Here is a 15,566-nt window from a genome sequence, read left to right as displayed (position 1 = left end):
AAATTTTCTAGGCGCTATTTATATGATTGCTTCTATCGTTTGGCTCAATTGATGATACGCCCTAGAAAACGTCTTGAATCCTTATTTTAAAGCACTTTTAATCTCTTGAAATAAGGACTTTTTAAGTCCTCTATATTTCGCTTAAGATACGGGATTAAAGTGATAAAAAAGAAGCTTAAGACTGTTTCTCTAGGGAAGTTGAGATAAAAACGTTTTTGCAGGAACCACAACAGGATAATTTACCGAGAAACAATCCATGTTGACAAATGGCATCTCAAACACGACCTGAAATGCATGGTGTGCACCAAGCATTTTTTGAAATTTCTCAAGATTTTTGCTTAAGAATTTCTCTGAATGCTTTACCTCTACCAGTGTCCAAGGTTGTCCGTTTTTAACAATTAAAAAATCAACTTCTCTTTTTTCTTTATCACGAATGTAGCGTAATTCATATTTTCCAAGACCAGTGTCATTCCAATAAGAAACAGCTTTCAAGAGATGACAAGCTATGAAATTCTCACATTTTTTCCCGGTATCATCAAGTGTGCTCCAATCGTATAAGAAAATCTTAGGCTCTTTAATAAGACTTCTTGCGACATTTGTACTCCAAGGATATACTCGAAAGCAAAAATAGAGATTTTCAAGAGCACTTAACCATTTGTTAATGGTTTGTATAGAAACTTGGAGATGCTTGGCAAAATTTGATCTGTTTAAAAGCCCCCCAACTTGATTTTTTAGCAAAACAGAAAAGATTTCCATTTGATCAACTTCATGAATATTCGTCAAATCACGTACATCTTCTTTAAAAAGTTGGGAATTTTTTGTTGTCTCCCATTTTGTATGAAATTTCTTGTTGCCTGCTAAATAAGGATCCGGAAACCCGCTAAAATCCGAAAGTTTTTTAAAATCTTCTTCCTTTAAAGCCCGAGGAGAGAAAATTTCTTCATTCATATCAGGAGATAAAGGTCTTTCAATAAGCTCTCCCACACTAAAAGGGTAAATATGATATTGGAAATAACGCCCCATTAAACTGTCTCCCCTTTGTTGATAAATATCAAGATGAGAGCTCCCTGTAACAATAATTTGAAATATATTTTTATAGTGATCATAAAACCCTTTGATAAAGGTCTTCCAGTGTGTGTATTTATGAATCTCATCAAATATAATAAGCGTTTTTTGAGATTTTAATTCATCTGCACCATAAGCTTTTCCAACAGCCAAAACACCTTCTATAATTAGTCGCGTATGTTCCGTAATATCCCAATTTAAATAAATTGAATTTGGAAAATGAGTTCCTATCCGTTGGGCTATTGTTGTTTTGCCAACTTGGCGAGGTCCTGATAAAAAAACCATTTGAGTATAATGGTTTAGATGGTGGAGAATGAGGGTTTGATAAATGCGATTCATTCGACTATTTTAAACAAGCGTTAAACTTAGTCATGACTATTTTGAACACATGTTAAACTTAGTCATAAAATTGTTTTTAAAAAAATTTTAAATAACATCCTTCTTTTTTTCATAAAAACCGATATGGATCAATATCCACATGGACTTTTGTCGTTTTTGGAACTTTAATAAGACGGAGCCAGGACTCAATCACCTGATGAAGAGGTGCTTGCTTCGTAGCTTTAATAAGAAAACGCCATCTGTATCGACGCCCCAATTGAAACAAGGGTGCAGGCGCGGGCCCTAAAATTGTCATATCTTCTCGAAAAGGTACTTTTTGTCCCAAAGCTCGTGCGACAGCTTCAGCTTCTTGAGCTTTAGGACTTGTTATAATAAGTGCAGCAAGTTTTCCAAAAGGAGGCATTTCAGCAAGGCGGCGCGCTTCTTCTTCCTCTTCCAAAAAACGATCCCGATTTCCTGAAACAAGAGCCTTCATAACTCCATGTTCAGGACAAAACGTTTGTAGAAAAACACGTCCCTTTTTTTGAGCACGCCCACTGCGACCAGAGACTTGTTGAAGAACCTGGTAAGTCTTTTCAGAGGCGCGGAGATCTCCCCCTGATAATCCCAAATCAGCATCTACGACACCTACGAGTGTAAGGTTCGGAAAATGATGACCTTTAGAAACAACTTGTGTCCCAATGAGAATATCAATTTCTCCTTCCGTAATACGATTAACCATTTCTTGAACTTTTTCCATATTGGTTAATGTATCACTGCTTAAAAGCGATATACGTGCTTCTGGCAAAAATCTTGTGACTTCTTCAAAAATGCGTTCAACGCCTGGGCCACAGGCCGCAAGTGTTTCTTTTTCATGACAATTTGGGCAAACCTCAGGACATTTTACCCGATATCCACAATGATGACACATCAGTTGACCTTTTTCATGGTGAAGGACCAACCAAGCACTACAATTAAGACAAGAAAACCGATATCCACAAGTCCGACATAATGTTAAAGGAGCGTATCCACGGCGATTTAAAAAAAGAAGCGATTGCTCCTTTGCTTCAAATGTTTCAACAAGAGCCTGCCTTAAGGGAGGCGATAAAAAAGCCATTTTTTCTTCTTTTTTTGAAATCGCTTTCATTCCTTTTGAATAAAGACGCATATCAATTGCTTGAATATCTGGCAAAATGGCAGCTTGAACACGCTCTTTCATTTGTAAAAGCTGAAACCGACCTGATTTTGCATTCAAACGCGTCTCTAAACTTGGCGTTGCAGAGGCTAAAAGGATTGGTATATTTTCAATTTTAGCACGTACAATTGCCATATCACGCGCGTTATAAAGAACTCCCTCATCTTGTTTAAAGCTCATGTCATGCTCTTCATCAATGACAATGAACTTAAGATTCAAAAAGGGCAGAAAAAGAGCAGAACGAGCCCCAACAACCACGAGAGCTTCTTCATGGGAAACCTTTTCCCAGCAGGCTTTTCGCGCAGAGGGCTTTAAATTAGAATGCCAGATCAGAGGCTCACATCCAAACCTCTTTTTAAAACGATCTATCCATTGGGCGCTTAATGAGATCTCTGGCAAAAGAACAAGAACTTGACCTTTGCGGTGTAAAATAAGATCCATGGCTTCAAAATAAACATCCGTTTTCCCGGATCCTGTCACACCATCTAGAAGCGTTACAGAAAAACTTTCCTGTATAAGATCTTTTTTTAATTTCTCAATGTTTTCAGATTGAGTTTTTGTAAAAACCAATCGTTCTTCTTTTATAGAATTTATGGATATTTCCTGTTTTTCTTTATGAATTGCCTTTTTCGAAAGACGTTTTGGTATTTTAAAAAGACTCGCCTCACCCATCACCAATTTTAAAACGGCTCCCTTGGGAGAAAGGGTATATCTTGCTACCCAATCAATAAATTTGCAAAGAGATAAAGACAAAGGAACAAGTGGAAGAACGCTGGAGACTTCTTTAATTTTTTCAATCTGGGGTTTCTTTTTAAGAGCCTCCCAAACAATTCCTGTGATGGAACGCCCCCCAAAAGGAACAGTCACAAAACTCCCTTTTTGAAGAGAAAAAGAAGACGAAACCTTATAAGTATAGGTGTTCTCTAAAGGAAGAGGTAGAAGGACATCAATAAACACATCTTTGGACACTAAAAATTCTTCCATTTATAGATTAAAAAAGGTAAAGGTTAAATTTAGAATATTACACATAAAAGGACCTTTCCATGAAAATTTTTCTCGACACCACAGATGTCAAAGCGATTGCTCAACTCTCTGAAACAGGCCTCATTGATGGGATTACAACAAACCCCTCCCTCGTTGCAAAAAGTGGTCAAAACTTTGAGTCTCTTCTTCGCGAAATCTGCACGCTTATAAAAGGACCCGTGAGCGCAGAAGTCACAGCAGTTGATCATGATACGATGCTTAAAGAAGCATTTCACTTAGCTAAAATTGCTCCGAATATTGTAATCAAAGTACCTTTGACTGGGGAAGGCCTTAAAACATGCAAGGTTTTATCTGAGCAAAATATCATGGTAAATGTCACCCTCTGTTTTTCTGCCCTGCAAGCCCTTCTTGCAGCCAAAGCAGGAGCGACCTTTATTTCTCCTTTTGTGGGACGCCTTGATGATATTGGACAAAATGGTCTTGAGCTTATAGCAGATATTCGGGCAATTTATGATAATTATCCTGAATTTAAAACCCAAATCCTTGTTGCCTCTGTTCGCAACCCAGCACATGTTCTTGAATCCGCTAAAATTGGAGCAGATGTGGTCACCCTTCCTCCTGATATATTTTCAAAAATGTTCAAACATCCCTTGACAGATATTGGTCTTGATCTTTTTGCTAAGGATTGGGAAAAAACAAACCAACAAATTTTGAAAAAATGATTTAAAAAATAGAAATTCTAGAAAGAAACGCCGTTTTAGATTTGGATTATGTATGCCTAAAAACGTCCAAAAGACAGATGAAATTTAAATCAACAAAGTTTAATTTTCTTTGCTCATTCCATGATATACATAGATCTTAACACCATTTACGGTGTTTTAAATGATTGAATTCAGTGTCTATTTTGCAATCTTTTTGCTTATTATCTTCTAACTTTCTAGCTTTAAGTTGGATTTCAAAGGCCTTGTCTTTTTGAACCTCTTCCATCTATGTTTTTATCTCATCTTTTTTTAAGTCTATTTTCTAAAAAACTCGATATGGAAAAAGATAAAACCATAGATGTGAATGTCACAAAAAGTATTAAATTCTTAGGTATATTGAGGCTTCCTTTAATTGAAGAAGTTCCTTAATTTTTAGTATTCATTTAACCTAGAAATGTTTCCTTATAGTCTCATTTTAATCCATTTAGCTTTCTTTGCTAGAGCATCAAAAACCCAACCTTACAGCTTCGTAGAGCCTACAAACTTGAACAAACGCCCGCACCTATAGAATCAAAAAAAGCCCGATGACTTTACACACTCTGCTGCTATATCATTCCACACTTTCCCTTCCTTAGCACATGTTTCATAATTATTTTCTTCATCTTCATTTGCTCTTAGAAGAGGTGTACCCTGTAAACTTAAGACTATAATAGCTATGAGTAAGGTTATATTTTTTCTTATATCTTTCATTTTATTTTCTCCTTTTTTAATTTTTATAAGTTTTTCTTTTAGAATATCTAAAGTTCTTATTTTGTCCAAATAAAAAAGTCTTTAGGTTAATTTCCACAAAACATTTTTCGAAGGTAAACAACAAGAGGGTTATTCCAAACGCCTGTTGAAATCCATTGGGGAATACCTGCTGCAATAAAAAGAGGCGATTTAAATTCTTCTTCAGGATGACGATGAAAATTATGAACGCCATAGTCTCTGCGGAGAACATCTCTTGGAATAATGATCTTACCTTGGGGAGAAAGTGCCACAAGAACACTTAATAAAGACTGATCATGCCCATGTCCTGAAAAGCCCGGGGCTTGGATCGTCTTATCAAAGGGCATATCTGTCAAAGCATCTGCGTTTTCGCATACATTGAGCCACTTTTTAATAAAAGCTCTGTTTTCAGGGGTATTTCGAACAGCCACAAAAAAGGCCCAAATGTTTTGATGCCCTAAAATTTCAGGCGTGAGCTCTTCTTTAAAAGCCGCATAGGCTTCTTTCTTCAAATGTTGCCTTAAGGGAACAGGTTTTCCATGCCCCATTAAAATCATCGTACAATCAGGATTCTCAAACTTCTTAAGAAGAGGGGTCAGGGACTTTTTAAGAATAATGCCTGAATCGACATAGAAAATAAGGGCATTTTCTGGAGAAGCCTCCATGGTTTTTAAAATAAAATACGGTTTCCATAACCAATAACCAGATCCTCTTGGCTGCGTTAAAATATGTTTATTTCGTCTGTAAAAATCTGGATCAAAATGTCCCCTTCGATAATTATAGATGATATCAAACCCTTTATCAGCTGCGCTTGCTGTTAAAGAAAATTGATTTTTGTAGAACACTTGAGGTCCATCTGCAAATGAAACCAAAATAACAGGAGGACGCGCTTGGTAAGTCTTATTGAGCACCTCCGGAATAAGGCAAGAATTTACAGGGGTTGTTGACGGATCTATTTTAAAAAGAACACTCAAAAAAAGAATACTCAACGCAAAAAAACTTAAAATTCCAGTCCATTTAAGAGCCGACTTTGATATGATTTTATGAATCACTTTTTTCATTTTTACGAATCCTTTTTAAAATCAAAATTTCCGAGAATTTCAAAAGATAAAATTTTAACTTAAAATCTCACTTGAAACTTCTAAATTTTTTAATTTTCTAGCAACAGAGCAAGAGGCATTGGCAGCAATCGCTTTTTTCGCATGGGGCCATACTTTAAGATCATCTTTAGAATTTCCAACATAAATAAAATTTTTTTCTCCATACGCCTTCATGAGGGTTTCTGCTTTTTGAGCAGCCCGTTGATTTAAATATCCATCACTTGCAATCACGTCATCAAAAAAACCACAATATTGTGCAACTTTCTGAGCAATATAGCGATCGGCTGCTGTTGCAAGAACAACAGGCTGGCCTTTCTTTTTTGCCTCTTTAATGAGCTCTATCACAGCCGCATTAAAAGATAAGCTTGAAACATCTATCTCCGTATACTCTGCCAATTTTTTCTTTAAAAAAGCTCTTCCTTTTAGAAACCAAAAAAGAACTTTCATGCTTCTGAGTGGATTTTGTTTTAAATACTGTAAGAGCGTAAGTTGCGTGACATCTTCTCGAATAAGTGTTCCATCCAAATCAACACAAAGAGGGAAGTTTAATGTTTTAGTTTTTGGAATCATTTTTCTATCTTTAATTTCTCTCTTTTTTCACATCTCTTATCCATTAATTCTTGCCATTCTTAATGAGAAATTTCTTCCCCAAGACTTTCTTTTCTCTTTTTCCAACAAAGATACGCAAAAGGGTGCGAAAAAGCGAGACACGTGACAGAGAAATAAACATAGCGCGATGTCGATGCAAGCGAAAAAACAAATAAAAAGAGGGCATATGTGACTGCCATCATATTTAAAACAAAAAGAGGCACAGCAGCCGACGTTCCTTTTCTTACTTTTAAGCTCAGCCAAATGTAAAATAAAGAAAGGGGAAGGCCAAAAATATAGCTAAAAATAATTGTCATATTTGCAGGCCAAGTTGGAAGATGATGCGCTTTTAAAAATTGCCGAAGGGGCCTTTTAACATCAGACCCTGAAAGTGTTTTATAAAGAACACTCATGCGATGAGAAAGATATGCCAAAGGATGTTTTAGCACAGCCTCTTTCCATGCTTTGATCAACTCGTTTCTTTCCTCATCAGTTTTTGTAAATCTTAAAGGAGAATCCGTTTCTGTAATTAAAGGTTCCCACAAATGAGAATATTTTTCTTTAATTTTCTCGTTTGTAACGTTTGGGTAATTAAAGAGAAAAGAAGGCACGACATTATCCCCGCTTCTCACGGAAATCCCTGCAAGGTCATATATTTTCACCTTTTGCCAAGAATAAGTTTCTTCCGTTTTGTCACACATAATTTTTTCATGAAGAATATCAATCGAAAAGATCATCACTCCAGTTAGAAGAATTGCATAAAGACTTTTCTTAAAAGAACCTAACTGAGGAGAGAGATATAAAATCCATCCCACCATAAAAAATAAGACGAATTGAGCTTGGTATTTTACAGATGTTGCAAAAAATAAAAGGACAATTAGAAAAAAATAATCTTTCCCTGACAAAGGCGTTTTTTCAAATGTTTTTTTCGTTAAAAAACCGCTTGCGAGCATGTATCCAAATGTAAAATAGAGATCTTTCCAAATAAATCCCATACTAATAAAAATTGAAGGATATAAAAAGATAAAAGGAAACCACCAAAACCATTTTGATCTTAAAAACTGTTGGGCCATTAACATAACAGCCCCCCAGAAAAAAGCCATCTCAAGAATAAGCATTAACGCAGGCCCCTTGATAACAAGATCTGCGTATTTCCATATAAGTTGAAGCAAAGGTCCCCATTCTGACCGGTAAGCTCCTCCAACGGCAAGTCCATAAATTGTCATTGAATCCGGGCTCATTTTCCCAGGCCACAAAAAGACAATGCTTAAAAGAGCAAGTCCAAACAAAATTAAAAAATGAAGAATATCATAGGAAGATTCTTTTTTTTGAGACACTTTAAATTGCCCTTTCTTTAAAATCGTCTTCTAAGAACATGGATTTCTTAATTTAAAAGCCTTTAATGTTTTATATTCTTTAGAGAAAGACTCTTCTTTTCTTTCCAATTTGAGTTAAGTCAAAAAATTTTGAAGGCCTTGAATCGACAAAACAAAATCTTTAATTGAACTCAAACCGAAAAAAATTATTTATCGCAGCATAAATACAAGAAAAATTTGGCTGGGGCGGTAGGATTCGAACCCACGGATGGCGGGACCAAAACCCGCTGCCTTACCACTTGGCTACGCCCCAAAATTTTGTCTCAAACCTACCGATTTTTTTTTTAAGATGCAAGAAGAATATTACTTTTTAAATTTTTCTTGTGAAGTCGCAAAAGGTCGTGTAAAGACATAAAGGACGGGGCGTAGCGCAGCCTGGTAGCGCGCCTGTTTTGGGAGCAGGATGTCGGAGGTTCAAATCCTCTCGCCCCGACCACCGTTAAGCAAAGAGCCAACAACATCAAAATTTTCATGCCCCACGCTCACATTTATAAACCTTGTAAATCTGCGAGCCAATCAGGCAGAGCCCACACAAATCATTGGATTTTAAGATTTGATCCTTCTTCTTCCTTTCCAAAAAACCCTTTGACAGGATGGATTGCTTCAGAAGATATGCTTCAAGAAGTTTCGCTCTCTTTCCCTTCTTTAGAAGAAGCGATTCGGTTTGCGGAAAATAAAGGACTTACATACACCATTCAAAAGCCTGGCATCCAAAAAACATCCTTAAAAAGTTATGCTGATAATTTTCGCTTTGACCGAACGCGTTTCTAAGGGTAAAAGGATAAGAGTATTTTCAAGGCGCCCTTAGCTCAGCTGGATAGAGCAACAGCCTTCTAAGCTGTGGGTCAGAGGTTCGAATCCTCTAGGGCGCGCCATTCCTTTTCCAAACAAAAAACTTGTTAGAAGAAAAAAGCCCAAATAAAAAAGGGCCTTCTTTGTTATAAAGAAGACCCTTTCGTTTAATTTATATAAAAAGTTCTTTGGGTTTATTTTGGTCTTTTCTATGCCTGGAGCAAGTCAGTAATCATCTCTTGAATATTTTGACCAACGCCTAAACCTTTATTTTTTGTTCTGACAAGTCGTCCCACTTCTCCGAGCACACTCTGTGTCCATGCTTCAAGTGTAGGTTCGCTTACCATAACTTGTTCAAGATCTCTAATTTCTTGGGAAATGCGATTAATTTCTCCTTGAATATCTTGCTCAGGACGATCACCCTGAAGACCGGCCCAATCATCACGTTCTGCTCTTAATTTTTCAATTTGACCATAAACCGTTTTACTTTTCAGACTTTCATAGGCAAGTGCGATATGCCTAGAAACTTCTCGAGTAAAATTTTCTCCGTTAATCTCGGCAGCTGTCCATGTTGTCACAGGGAGCTGTGAAAACTCAATTTGAGGCTCTGCTGCTGGACGGGCCGGAGCTGCAGGAGCATAATCTGCAGGATCTTCCTCACCAAATCCATTGGCACCAGCTGCCCCATATTCATCAGCAGCACCAGCTGCCCCATATTCATCAGCAGCACCAGCTGCTTCGTCATCAAAATCAGCAGGGCCTCTTTGATTAAAATATTCTGCTGCAGCATATCCCGCAGGTAGACCAAAATATTGTGCGTCATCGTCTTCAGCAGCTGCTGCTTCTTGTCCGGCCCCAAAAGCCGCCTCATGTGCACTCATTTCCAAAACACGACGTAAAACATCATCCTGGCCATACTGTTCTAAATAGCTTTTCCTACTCGCATCTAAGGCGCGTTGCAGATCATCATCTCTTCCTTGAGTGCGTGCGGCAGCAGCTTGGAAATCTACTCCTCGGCCACTTGAAAAATCATCTCTATAATCACCAAACTGAATACCTTCTATGCTTGCAGCAAGTGCAGCTGCTAAAGCATCTTCTGGTTTCATGTCTCCCTGCGCCTCTCTGATGGCTTGCAAAGTGGATCGAGGAGGCAAACCTTCGTCAAAATCATCCCCCATTGCAAAAGCGTCTCCGGACATACCATTGATTGACGCCATAACGCCAAGAGAAATGATTTTTAATACATCTTTAAATGTTCTTTTTAAATTACGAACCATTTTAAATTCCTTTATCTAATAAATATGTCAAATAAACTTTAAAAAACTCTTAAATAGGATATAGGGTTTATTCCTCTAAATTTCAAGTGTTTTAGGTTTTTTAATCTTATTTTTTGTCTTTCCTTGTTTCTCTTTTTAAATATTCCGTAAAATTTTTAACACGCGTTTATGAATTTTTTTATTGGAAAATCAAATAATAAAATACTTTTCCGTTCCTGAACAATTTCTTTTAAAGTCAATTTAAAAACTCTGGGCAAAGCCTTTTTTTTATGCTAAAAATTTTGTCGACTCTTAAAAAAGGATTTTCTTCATGAAACTTGCCGTCCTCAAAGAACGTCGTCCTTATGAAAAACGTGTCGCGCTTACACCCGACATTGTTAAAAAATATAAATCTATGGATTTAGACGTTTGGATCGAGCAAGGAGCAGGAGAAAAAGCTTCTTTTTTAGACTCTGCTTATGAAAACGTAGGCGCAAAAATTGGAAAAACACCTGAAGAAACACTTAAAGACGCCCATGTTGTTCTTAAAGTTCAGCGTCCCCTCATAAAAGGAGAAGGAGAGCTTGATGAGCTTTCTCTCATTCCGAAAAAAGCGTGTCTAATCGGTCTTTTAGGAAATGATCCAGCTGCCTTAACAGCCTATGAAACATCTAAACTTTTAACTTTTTCACTCGATCTCATTCCAAGGATTACGCGTGCCCAAACCATGGATGTTCTTTCCTCGCAAAGTAATTTAGCTGGATATCGCGCCGTTATTGAGGGTGTCCATGTGTACGGTCGTGTTCTTCCCATGATGATGACAGCTGCAGGAACTCTTTTCCCAGCCAAAGTTCTTATCTTAGGAGCAGGTGTTGCAGGTCTTCAGGCCATTGCAACCGCTCGGCGCTTAGGGGCTGTTGTCTCTGCTTTTGATGTGCGGGAAGCTGCCCGTGAACAGGTAGAAAGCTTGGGGGCGACGTTTATCTCTGTGCCTGCTCTTGAAGAGTCGGGAGAAGGAAGCGGTGGGTATGCAAAAGAAATGAGTACAGCCTATCAAAAAGCTCAATCTCACGCGATTCATGAAGCGCTTAAAAAAACCAACATTGCCATTACAACAGCACTTATCCCTGGGAAAAAGGCTCCAACCCTCATTGATGAAGCCATGGTAAAAGATATGATGCCAGGATCTGTTATTGTTGATATGGCCATTGAAATGGGCGGGAATTGTACGCTTTCTTCTTTAGGAAAGGTTGTTGAAAAACACCATGTTACAATTCTTGGAATTCCCAATCTCCCCTCTCAACTCCCTCAAGATGCAAGCCAACTCTATGCAAAGAATGTGCATGCTTTTTTAGAACTTTTGATTTCTCGAGAAACCCATACATTTGTGGACTCCCTTAAAGATGAAATTTTAATTAAAACGTGCTTAACACCTTCTTTTTATCCTTCAAAATAGGCCTCTTGTCATGTCTGATCTTCTTCACACGTCTTTTCAACTCAATGCTCTTTCCCCCTTTATGATTGGTCTTATTATCTTTGTCTTAGCTGTTTTTGTCGGATACTACGTTGTTTGGAAAGTAACGCCTGCTCTTCATTCTCCCCTGATGGCTGTTACAAATGCCATTTCTTCTGTTATTATTGTTGGCGCTCTTTTAGCCTGTGGGCCTCTTGATCTATCTCTTTCAAAAATATTGGGCTTTGTGGCCGTTATTTTGGCTTCCATTAATATTTTTGGAGGTTTTCTTATTACGCAACGCATGTTGAGTATGTTTAAGAAAAAAGAACGTCCTAAAAAATAAACGTTAACCTCTTTTATAGGTTTTTTCATGACGCCGAATCTTGCAAGCTTTCTTTATCTGATTTCTTCTCTTTGCTTTATTTGGGCTTTAAAAGGCCTTTCTTCTCCTGCATCAGCACGCTACGGAAATTATACCGGTATGATTGGTATGTTGATTGCAACAACGACAACTCTTTTTATGCCCAATGTTTTGAGTCTCGAATGGATCTTAAGCGGTATTTTGATTGGCGGAAGCATTGGAGCTTTCATTGCCTATCGCCTCAAAATGACAGCGCTTCCCCAGCTCATGGCTGCCTTTCATTCGCTTGTCGGGCTTGCTGCTGTTTGTGTCGCTGCAAGCACGCTTGAGAACCCAGACTCTTTTGGCATTGGGGTCTTGGGTCATGTTCCTTTTTCAAATCTTCTTGAAATGGGGATTGGAAGTGCCATTGGTGCCATTACATTCACAGGATCAGTGCTTGCCTTTTCAAAACTGCAAGGTCTTCTTTCTGGAAAACCTCTTTCTTTTAAAGGACAGCATATCTTGAATGCTCTTTTAGGCATCCTTCTTATTGTCCTTATCTTTCTTTTTGCACGGACAGAATCATCTTTCTTATTTTGGGCTCTAACGGGGGTTGCTTTCCTTTTAGGAATTCTGCTGATTCTTCCCATTGGTGGCGCGGATATGCCTGTTGTTGTTTCAATGCTTAACTCTTATTCAGGCTGGGCTGCTTGCGGAATTGGATTCACGCTTTCAAATCCTCTTCTCATAATCACAGGCGCTCTTGTGGGAGCTTCTGGCGCCATCTTAAGCTACATTATGTGTAAAGCCATGAACCGTTCTATTATAAATGTTATTTTAGGAGGGTTTGGAACACCCCAAAACGACGACATACTTTCTTCCTCTCAGACATCTCAGGCCCTCGTTAAAACAGGCAGCGCTGAAGATGCAGCCTACCTCCTTCAAAACGCTCAGTCTGTTATTATTGTCCCAGGATATGGAATGGCGGTTTCTCAAGCGCAACATGTCCTTCGAGAAATGGTTGATCTCTTAAAAAGTAAAAATATCTCTGTTCGGTTTGCAATCCACCCGGTTGCAGGACGTATGCCAGGACATATGAATGTTCTTCTTGCAGAAGCAAATATTCCCTATGAAGACGTTTTTGAACTTGATGAAATTAACCGAGATTTTTCGACGGCAGATGTAGCTTTTGTGATTGGAGCCAACGATATTACAAACCCTGCCGCTAAAAATAATCCTGCAAGTCCAATCTATGGCATGCCTATTCTGGATGTTGAAAAAGCAAAAACCGTTTTATTTTTGAAGCGTTCCATGGCTCCTGGCTATGCAGGCGTCGACAATGAACTTTTTGAGAAAGAAAACACCATGATGCTCTTTGGCGATGCTAAAAAAATGGTTGAGCACATTGTTAAGTCTTTAGATTGATTTTTATAAAAAATAAAAGGCCTTTCTAACTCATAGAAAACATACAATTCCATTTTCATTCTTCTTAAGAGCGTCTCATAAACCTGAGAATCTTTTTTTTAAATTATATAAAATAAGAAGATTAAAGACGTATCGTTATCTTTCTATTTAAAATTATTCAGCTTCAATACCTTATTTTTATGTGAGGATCATCCTTAAAAAAACCTTTTCTTTTCCTTAAGAATTCCTATTTATTATTATGGGTATTATTTCTTTTTATTTTTTGAGGTAAATGAGAAATGTTTTTTAAAAAAATCAAATTTTGGCTCTCTTTATATTTTATAATTATTTCCTTTTTTCAATATGCTTCTTTAAAAGCAATGCAAATTATAGATATTCCTGCAGAAGGGGAGACATGCTCTCTCCATCAGGCGCTGACTTTGCAGAATAACAATAATGTTATTGATAACTGCTTGGCTTCCCTTATGTGCACCGAAAAACAAAAATTTTTAGCAGCAATTCCTGAAGAAGCAGAACATTATTTTTTTAAGGATCTTGCGGATCGTGTCGGTGAAGAAAAAGCTTTGAGAATATTTCCTGTCATTTTTTCTCACACTTATTTTGGAGACGTTGAAAGATTACGCGGGAAAGAAAGCAAAAAGTTACATCCAGATAACAGCCATTTGACTTCTTCTCTCTATTGGATTGGGCACATTATAAATATGCTTAACACAGGGATACCTGGAAGTCATATACGGGACTGGAGCATGGAAGAAGCCATAAAAAATGGAGCCTAGGTGTCCTGTTGCAAACACCCTCTGAAGCAATAGGCTGTTTTGAAAAATATTATGGTGTAGAAAAAAGATTTGGGCATCTTATTTCAAACTGGCGTACAACTGGAACCTCCGGAAATGCAATTTTTGACAATGTCTTTTCTTCCAAATATTTTATGGGAGACTTACTCACAAAATCACAAGAAAGGCAAGAATGCCTTATGCGTCCTCTTGGCTATTTGAGATTCGATTTGATTGAACATATCTATCGTGCCGCCCGAAGCATAATGGCAAAAAGCACACAGGGTGATACATGTGTCCTTTTTGGAAACTCCCCCTATTTAGTTGGTATCACACTTCAACTTTTGAGCTCAGAAAATCCTCATGATTCAACTTATCGTAATCTCGTTTTTTTTCCCTTCTCAGGAAGTCCAAATCGGATTCGAGCAAATAATATTCCTGATTCAAGAGATATTGTTACGCCTGGTCGTTTCAGACATCTTCAAAAAAGACTCCTCCAAAATGGCTTAAGCTCAAAAAATACGTGCTTACAAACCCTCCATTTTATAGATATTGTCGAATCTGGTGGCGGGATTGCTTATGTAATGGAAGAAATTATACGTGATTTCCAAAGTAAAGGAAAACAACCTCCTCTTATGCATGTTTTTACACTTAATACGATTATAACCGAAAATACTGATGATCCTCGGCAAGCCTCTATTGCAGAAAAAAGTGCAAGAGATGGAGAGACTGTTTTATTAACGTTCCCATCTAAAGAAAAACCTCGTTTTCGCGTTCCTGCAACGGTTAGCTACATTTCAGAATACAATCTTCTTGATCTTGGTGAAGGGGATGATAGAAGGTTTCTGCCAAGTTATAATGCGGCCTATTGGAATGATGCATATGATTTCCTGCTTACCTCTCCCCACGCGCCCCCTACAAAAACGCTTCTTGAATACTTTAAAACCCACATTCTAAGATTGAGAAAAGAAGAAAAAAGCCATTAATCTTAGTCTTTATTTTCGAGAAAAGACATTGGCTTATATTGAAAAAGGCTCCTTAAGAAAGAGCTATTTGTTCTGCGCTCGAGTTTCTCGTAATGATAAATTCCCCATAAGAAACTAACGGATATGGGGATTAAAATGATATATATGCCCCAAACCCCTAGAAATTCTGTTAAATAGACGAGCCCAAATGAGATAATCACCGCCATTAAGGACCTTGAGATTCCATAGATAACGCTAATATATGTAAATCTTTTATAAACTGGAAATTGTGCAAAAACAATCGAGCAAGCAGGAATTCCGATGAGTCCTAAGGTTGCTGCAATAATTTGAATAAAAAATATCGTTGAGGGGGTTGGAAAATAAATCATTAAAAAAGGAAAAGCACCTAGGGCGTGTCATCAATTGAGCCAAACGATAGAAGCAATCATATAAATAGCGCC

Annotated in this window: 15 protein-coding genes and 3 tRNA genes; 9 read left to right on the top strand and 9 right to left on the bottom strand. The window is 37.7% G+C overall.

Features of this window, described 5'->3' with window-relative positions; all coding sequences use genetic code 11:
- Positions 1-189: 189 nt before the first annotated feature.
- Both JSS34_06480 and priA read right to left on the bottom strand, forming a co-directional pair.
- Positions 190-1,350: an ATP-binding protein gene (locus tag JSS34_06480; protein ID MBS0185967.1), complete on the bottom strand. Its 1,161-nt coding sequence runs from the start codon at positions 1,348-1,350 to the stop codon at positions 190-192.
- A gap of 163 nt (positions 1,351-1,513) precedes the next feature.
- Entirely contained in the window at positions 1,514-3,547 is a 2,034-nt protein-coding gene (gene priA / locus JSS34_06475; protein MBS0185966.1) for a primosomal protein N', read from the bottom strand.
- Positions 3,548-3,621: 74 nt separating this feature from the next.
- On the opposite strand from priA, the gene fsa reads away from it, so the two are divergent.
- Positions 3,622-4,284: a fructose-6-phosphate aldolase gene (gene fsa / locus JSS34_06470; GenBank protein ID MBS0185965.1), complete on the top strand. Its 663-nt coding sequence runs from the start codon at positions 3,622-3,624 to the stop codon at positions 4,282-4,284.
- A 549-nt stretch (positions 4,285-4,833) separates the two neighbouring features.
- On the opposite strand, the gene JSS34_06465 is transcribed toward fsa, so the two are convergent.
- The 5 genes from JSS34_06465 to JSS34_06445 all read right to left on the bottom strand — a co-directional run bounded on the left by JSS34_06465 (position 4,834) and on the right by JSS34_06445 (position 8,348).
- Positions 4,834-5,082, bottom strand: coding sequence for a hypothetical protein (locus JSS34_06465; protein ID MBS0185964.1), 249 nt, complete (start codon positions 5,080-5,082; stop codon positions 4,834-4,836).
- Between the two features lie 17 nt (positions 5,083-5,099).
- On the bottom strand, positions 5,100-6,092 hold the full coding sequence (locus JSS34_06460; protein MBS0185963.1) for a hypothetical protein: 993 nt from the start codon (positions 6,090-6,092) through the stop codon (positions 5,100-5,102).
- 54 nt (positions 6,093-6,146) lie between these two features.
- Positions 6,147-6,701 carry a haloacid dehalogenase-like hydrolase gene (locus JSS34_06455; protein ID MBS0185962.1) on the bottom strand — a complete coding sequence of 185 codons (555 nt, stop codon included), beginning with the start codon at positions 6,699-6,701 and terminating at the stop codon, positions 6,147-6,149.
- Positions 6,702-6,760: 59 nt separating this feature from the next.
- Positions 6,761-8,056 (bottom strand): hypothetical protein, encoded by a 1,296-nt coding sequence (locus tag JSS34_06450; GenBank protein MBS0185961.1) that lies wholly within the window; start codon positions 8,054-8,056, stop codon positions 6,761-6,763.
- Between the two features lie 217 nt (positions 8,057-8,273).
- Positions 8,274-8,348, bottom strand: a tRNA-Gln gene (locus tag JSS34_06445).
- Between the two features lie 106 nt (positions 8,349-8,454).
- Here JSS34_06445 and JSS34_06440 point away from each other — a divergent pair.
- From JSS34_06440 to JSS34_06430, 3 genes are all read left to right on the top strand, one after another.
- A tRNA-Pro gene (locus JSS34_06440) sits at positions 8,455-8,531 on the top strand.
- A gap of 35 nt (positions 8,532-8,566) precedes the next feature.
- Positions 8,567-8,866: an ETC complex I subunit gene (locus JSS34_06435; protein MBS0185960.1), complete on the top strand. Its 300-nt coding sequence runs from the start codon at positions 8,567-8,569 to the stop codon at positions 8,864-8,866.
- 27 nt (positions 8,867-8,893) lie between these two features.
- Positions 8,894-8,970, top strand: a tRNA-Arg gene (locus tag JSS34_06430).
- A gap of 126 nt (positions 8,971-9,096) precedes the next feature.
- Here JSS34_06430 and JSS34_06425 read toward each other — a convergent pair.
- Positions 9,097-10,164: a hypothetical protein gene (locus tag JSS34_06425; protein ID MBS0185959.1), complete on the bottom strand. Its 1,068-nt coding sequence runs from the start codon at positions 10,162-10,164 to the stop codon at positions 9,097-9,099.
- Positions 10,165-10,474: 310 nt separating this feature from the next.
- On the opposite strand from JSS34_06425, the gene JSS34_06420 reads away from it, so the two are divergent.
- From JSS34_06420 to JSS34_06400, 5 genes are all read left to right on the top strand, one after another.
- Positions 10,475-11,599, top strand: a complete 1,125-nt coding sequence (locus JSS34_06420) for an NAD(P) transhydrogenase subunit alpha (protein MBS0185958.1) — start codon at positions 10,475-10,477, stop codon at positions 11,597-11,599.
- Positions 11,600-11,609: 10 nt separating this feature from the next.
- Positions 11,610-11,942, top strand: a complete 333-nt coding sequence (locus JSS34_06415; protein ID MBS0185957.1) for an NAD(P) transhydrogenase subunit alpha — start codon at positions 11,610-11,612, stop codon at positions 11,940-11,942.
- Between the two features lie 27 nt (positions 11,943-11,969).
- Complete coding sequence (locus tag JSS34_06410) at positions 11,970-13,367, top strand: NAD(P)(+) transhydrogenase (Re/Si-specific) subunit beta (GenBank protein ID MBS0185956.1); 1,398 nt, start codon at positions 11,970-11,972, stop codon at positions 13,365-13,367.
- 278 nt (positions 13,368-13,645) lie between these two features.
- Positions 13,646-14,143, top strand: a complete 498-nt coding sequence (locus tag JSS34_06405) for a hypothetical protein (protein ID MBS0185955.1) — start codon at positions 13,646-13,648, stop codon at positions 14,141-14,143.
- Positions 14,144-14,151: 8 nt separating this feature from the next.
- Positions 14,152-15,126, top strand: a complete 975-nt coding sequence (locus JSS34_06400) for a hypothetical protein (GenBank protein ID MBS0185954.1) — start codon at positions 14,152-14,154, stop codon at positions 15,124-15,126.
- A 2-nt stretch (positions 15,127-15,128) separates the two neighbouring features.
- Here JSS34_06400 and JSS34_06395 read toward each other — a convergent pair whose 3' ends face one another.
- Entirely contained in the window at positions 15,129-15,494 is a 366-nt protein-coding gene (locus JSS34_06395; GenBank protein ID MBS0185953.1) for a hypothetical protein, read from the bottom strand.
- Positions 15,495-15,566: the final 72 nt, after the last annotated feature.

The sequence above is a fragment of the Pseudomonadota bacterium genome, assembly GCA_018242545.1.
In the GTDB taxonomy this organism is placed as follows: domain Bacteria; phylum Pseudomonadota; class Alphaproteobacteria; order 16-39-46; family 16-39-46; genus 16-39-46.
This window is presented reverse-complemented; position numbering and strand designations above follow the sequence as displayed.